6 protein-coding genes are annotated in these 3,857 nt (G+C 64.7%); 2 read left to right on the forward strand and 4 right to left on the reverse strand.

Going from position 1 to position 3,857, the window contains the following annotated elements; genetic code table 11:
- Positions 1-495, reverse strand: a 495-nt coding sequence (locus tag AC1D1X_RS17830; protein WP_477698790.1) for an alpha/beta fold hydrolase, incomplete at its 3' end; no start/stop codon positions are given.
- A 228-nt stretch (positions 496-723) separates the two neighbouring features.
- Between AC1D1X_RS17830 and AC1D1X_RS17835 the strand changes: the two genes are divergently transcribed.
- Both AC1D1X_RS17835 and AC1D1X_RS17840 read left to right on the forward strand, forming a co-directional pair.
- Positions 724-1,737 carry an LLM class flavin-dependent oxidoreductase gene (locus AC1D1X_RS17835; protein WP_477698791.1) on the forward strand — a complete coding sequence of 338 codons (1,014 nt, stop codon included), beginning with the start codon at positions 724-726 and terminating at the stop codon, positions 1,735-1,737.
- 177 nt (positions 1,738-1,914) lie between these two features.
- Positions 1,915-2,526, forward strand: coding sequence for a DUF6198 family protein (locus tag AC1D1X_RS17840; protein ID WP_477667891.1), 612 nt, complete (start codon positions 1,915-1,917; stop codon positions 2,524-2,526).
- Between the two features lie 28 nt (positions 2,527-2,554).
- Here AC1D1X_RS17840 and arfB read toward each other — a convergent pair whose 3' ends face one another.
- The 3 genes from arfB to AC1D1X_RS17855 all read right to left on the reverse strand — a co-directional run.
- On the reverse strand, positions 2,555-2,971 hold the full coding sequence (arfB, locus tag AC1D1X_RS17845; RefSeq protein WP_477667892.1) for an alternative ribosome rescue aminoacyl-tRNA hydrolase ArfB: 417 nt from the start codon (positions 2,969-2,971) through the stop codon (positions 2,555-2,557).
- A gap of 19 nt (positions 2,972-2,990) precedes the next feature.
- Positions 2,991-3,440: a type II 3-dehydroquinate dehydratase gene (gene aroQ, locus AC1D1X_RS17850; RefSeq protein WP_477698792.1), complete on the reverse strand. Its 450-nt coding sequence runs from the start codon at positions 3,438-3,440 to the stop codon at positions 2,991-2,993.
- A gap of 144 nt (positions 3,441-3,584) precedes the next feature.
- A partial coding sequence (locus AC1D1X_RS17855) for an alpha/beta fold hydrolase (protein WP_477698793.1) occupies positions 3,585-3,857 on the reverse strand: 273 nt, incomplete at its 5' end.

Raw genomic sequence — 3,857 nt, forward strand, 5'->3', positions numbered from 1 at the left:
ATGCCGCCAGGCGCGCAGGCGTATGGCTTTTTCGGGCGCCACACCCAGGCCGGGCGCACCCACCAGCACCACACGCGCCGCCCGGGCAGGGAAACGCTCCGCCACAAAGCCGGCCACCATGCCGCCAAAGGAAAATCCCACGAGGTCGCAGGCCGCCTCGCCCGCCAGCAGGGCCAGCCCTTGCTCGACCGGTTCGGGTAGCACGTCAGCATCGGTGCCCCGTAAAGGCGCGGCCGAATCGCCAAAACCGGGAAGATCAGGCACCAGCACCCAGCGGCCCGACGCGGCCAGCGCAGGGATGTTGCGCAGCCAGTGCATCCAGCTGCCGCTGCCGCCGTGCAGCAGCACCAGGGGCGCGAGCCCGGGCCGGCGCGTGGCCTGGCCCCATATGTGCCAGACCATGGTGCCGTCGCCGCAAGGGGTTTCAAAACGGCTGGCCGTGCGCAGCATCGCGAGCGCTTCGGGAGGAAGCTCAATGTTTGCCGAATCTGTCATGGGGGATTTATACCCTGCCCCTCATGCGGCCATCGCCAAGCTCCTAAACTGGCTTACCGCCTTCTCATACACCTCTGTGAATCGCAGCCCAACCGCCCCCTCTTCACTCCCTCTCCCCCTGGGAGAGGGTTGGAGTGAGGGCCAGCGGCATTCGAACACACACGGCGCAACATCAAACGCCGCAAGCCCTCATCCCCGCCTTCTCCCTGAGGGAGAAGGCGCAAAAACATGATCCCCTTTTCAGTCCTCGATCTATCCCCCATCGTCACGGGCGCCACTGCCGCCGATGCCTTTCGCAACACCCTGGCCCTGGCCCGGCATGCCGAACAACTGGGTTTCAAGCGCTTCTGGCTGGCCGAGCACCATAACAACCCCGGCATCGCCAGCGCCGCCACCGCGGTGGTTATCGGCCATGTGGCGGGCGGCACGCAAACCATCCGCGTGGGATCCGGCGGGGTGATGCTGCCCAACCATTCGCCACTGGTGATCGCCGAGCAGTTCGGCACGCTGGCTTCGCTGYACCCCGGCCGCATCGACCTCGGGCTGGGGCGCGCACCGGGCACCGACCAGCTCACCGCACGCGCACTGCGGCGTGACCACCAGAACAATGCCGATACTTTTCCGCAGGACGTGGAGGAACTGCAGGCCTACTTTGAACCGGCAGAGCCCGGCCAGAAAATCAGGGCGGTCCCGGGCGCTGGCCTCAAGGTGCCGCTGTGGCTGCTGGGCTCCAGCCTCTTCGGTGCCCAGCTCGCTGCCATGCTGGGCCTGCCCTTTGCTTTCGCATCGCACTTCGCGCCCGACATGCTGATGCAGGCGCTGGACCTGTACCGCAGCGGCTTCAGGCCTTCCGCCCAGCTCGCCAAACCTTATGCCATGGTGGTGGCCAATGTCGTCGCGGCCGAAACGGACGAAGCGGCACGCTACCAGCTCACCTCCGTGCAGCAGGCCATGACCCACCTGCTGCGCGGCACGCCGGGGCCGATGCCGCCGCCCATCGACGACATCGAAAGCTACTGGTCACCGGCCGAGAAAGCCGGCGCGCAGCGCATGCTGCGCTATGCCGTCGCAGGTTCGGCGGCAACGGTTGAAAACCAGCTTCAGCGCTTCATCGAGGATACCCGGGCCGATGAACTGATGGTGACCACTCACATTTACGACCCCGCCATCGCCCGGCGCTCCCTGGAAATCACCGCGCAGGTGCGAGACAGACTGCAACAAGGAAACCAGCGCCGCGCATAACGCTATTGTTTTGATAGCTGCTTGCGCTCGTCCTTATTGGGCTAGAGCCTTAAATGGCTTGAATTTCGTCATGTGAGCGCCGCAGGCCAATCCGTAGTCACTGAAATGCAAACGTGCCCATTGGCACAGATCATGCAGAGCTGAAGTGCCCGCCCGTGGGCAACACGCCAGCTTCCCATGCCCCCAGTTACATCACCCGAACGCCACACCCTTTTTGACGATGCGCAGGGCATCTTCACGGGCACGCTGTTTGTGTCGCTGGCGATGGTGATCTTCAACCAGGCGGGCCTGTTGACGGGCGGTACGGCCGGCGTGGCCTTTGTGCTGCACTACGCCACGGGCGTGAGCTTCGGCAAGCTGTTCTTTCTGGTCAACCTGCCCTTCTATTGGTTCTCCTGGAGCCGCATGGGCCGCGAGTTCACCATCAAGACCTTCCTGTCCATTGCATTGCTGTCGCTGCTGGCGGACTGGTCACCCCGGGTGCTCGACATCGCAGACATCCACCCGCTGTACGCCGCGCTGGTGGGCGGCCTGCTGCTGGGGACCGGCTGCCTCTTCCTGGCCCGGCACCGGGCAAGCCTGGGCGGCGCCACCATCGTGACCCTCTATCTTCAGGAAAAGCACGGCTGGCGCGCCGGCAAGATACAGATGGCCATTGATTCGGCCGTGGTGTTGATGGCGCTGGCAGTCGTGCCCCCTGAGCGCGTGGCATATTCAGTCATGGCGGCCGTGCTGATGAGCCTGTTCCTCTGGGTCAACCACAAACCCGGGCGCTATATGGTGACCTGAACGGCACCAGGTGGACTGCCGGCCGGGCTTAGTCGCCGCCGCCCACCTTGCCCCGTGAAGACTTGATTTCCGAGCGCTGGCTTTTGCCCGCCAGGCGGCGCTGCTTCGAGCCGTAGGTAGGTTTGGTGGCGCGCCGCGCCCGGGGCGGTGTGGAGACGCCGTCAACGATCTCCTGCAGGCGTGCCATGGCGTCGCTGCGGTTCATCTCCTGGGTACGGTGCTGCTGGGCCTTGAGCACCAGAACGCCCTCCTGCGTGATGCGTCCGTCGCTCGTCGCCAGCAGCCGTTCCTTGACGGCGTCGGGCAGCGACGAAGCCGCAATGTCAAAGCGCAGGTGAATCGCACTGGAGACCTTGTTGACGTTTTGCCCGCCGGCGCCCTGCGCGCGGATGGCGTTGAACTCTACCTCGCGTTCGTCAACGGGGAATTTCGGTGGCGCAGCCATGGTCAGCGCCGCAACCGGGTCAGACTGCCAACTCGRCCAGGCCCGCGATGGCGAGGGCGTAGCCCTTGACGCCGAACCCGGCCATCACGGCCCTGGCAGCTGGCGAAATATAAGAGTGATGGCGGAAAGCCTCGCGTGCATGCACATTGCTGATGTGCAGCTCGATCACCGTGACGCCCGCGCCCTTGATGGCATCGTGCAGGGCCACGCTGGTGTGGGTATAAGCGCCAGCATTCAGCACGATGCCTGCCAGCGTGCCAGCAGCCTGGGCGCGCCCGGCTTCATGGATGGCGTCAATCATCACGCCTTCGTGGTTGCTCTGGCGAAAGTCGAGCTTGAAACCGTGGGTTGCGCAGGCCTTGGTGCACAGCGCCTCTACATCGGCCAGGGTTTGCGAACCGTACACGGCCGGCTCACGCGTTCCCAGCAAGTTGAGGTTGGGGCCATTCAGGACAAGGACTGTTTTCATGAAGCGGGGCTTTCCAGATGTTCGGGTGGGTGGGGCTTGGCTATTTGCCTGGGCCCGATTATCGACGCTGCCGCCGCCAGCCCATCACCGAAGCACCCTGTCCCCCCGCTCCCGCACCTGCCCGATCAGTCCGCTGGCAGCGCCCTAGCGCAGGCTTTCGAAAAAGCGTTCCAGCAAGTCGGCAAATGCATCTGGTTGCTCCACCGCGCTCAAATGAGCCGCTGGCAAGGTGCGCAATTGCGCACCCTTGATGCTGGCGCAAATGGCTTCCGACATGGCCACGGGCGTTGCTTCGTCGCGCGTGCCGGCAATCACCAGGGCCGGGCACTGGATCGCACCGTTGCTGGCTCGGAAGTCGATGCGGGAAACCGCTTCGCAGCTGGCGGCATAAGCGGCGGCATCGGTGGTTTCAAGCAC

It is taken from the genome of Polaromonas sp. P1_G4 (assembly GCF_056405475.1).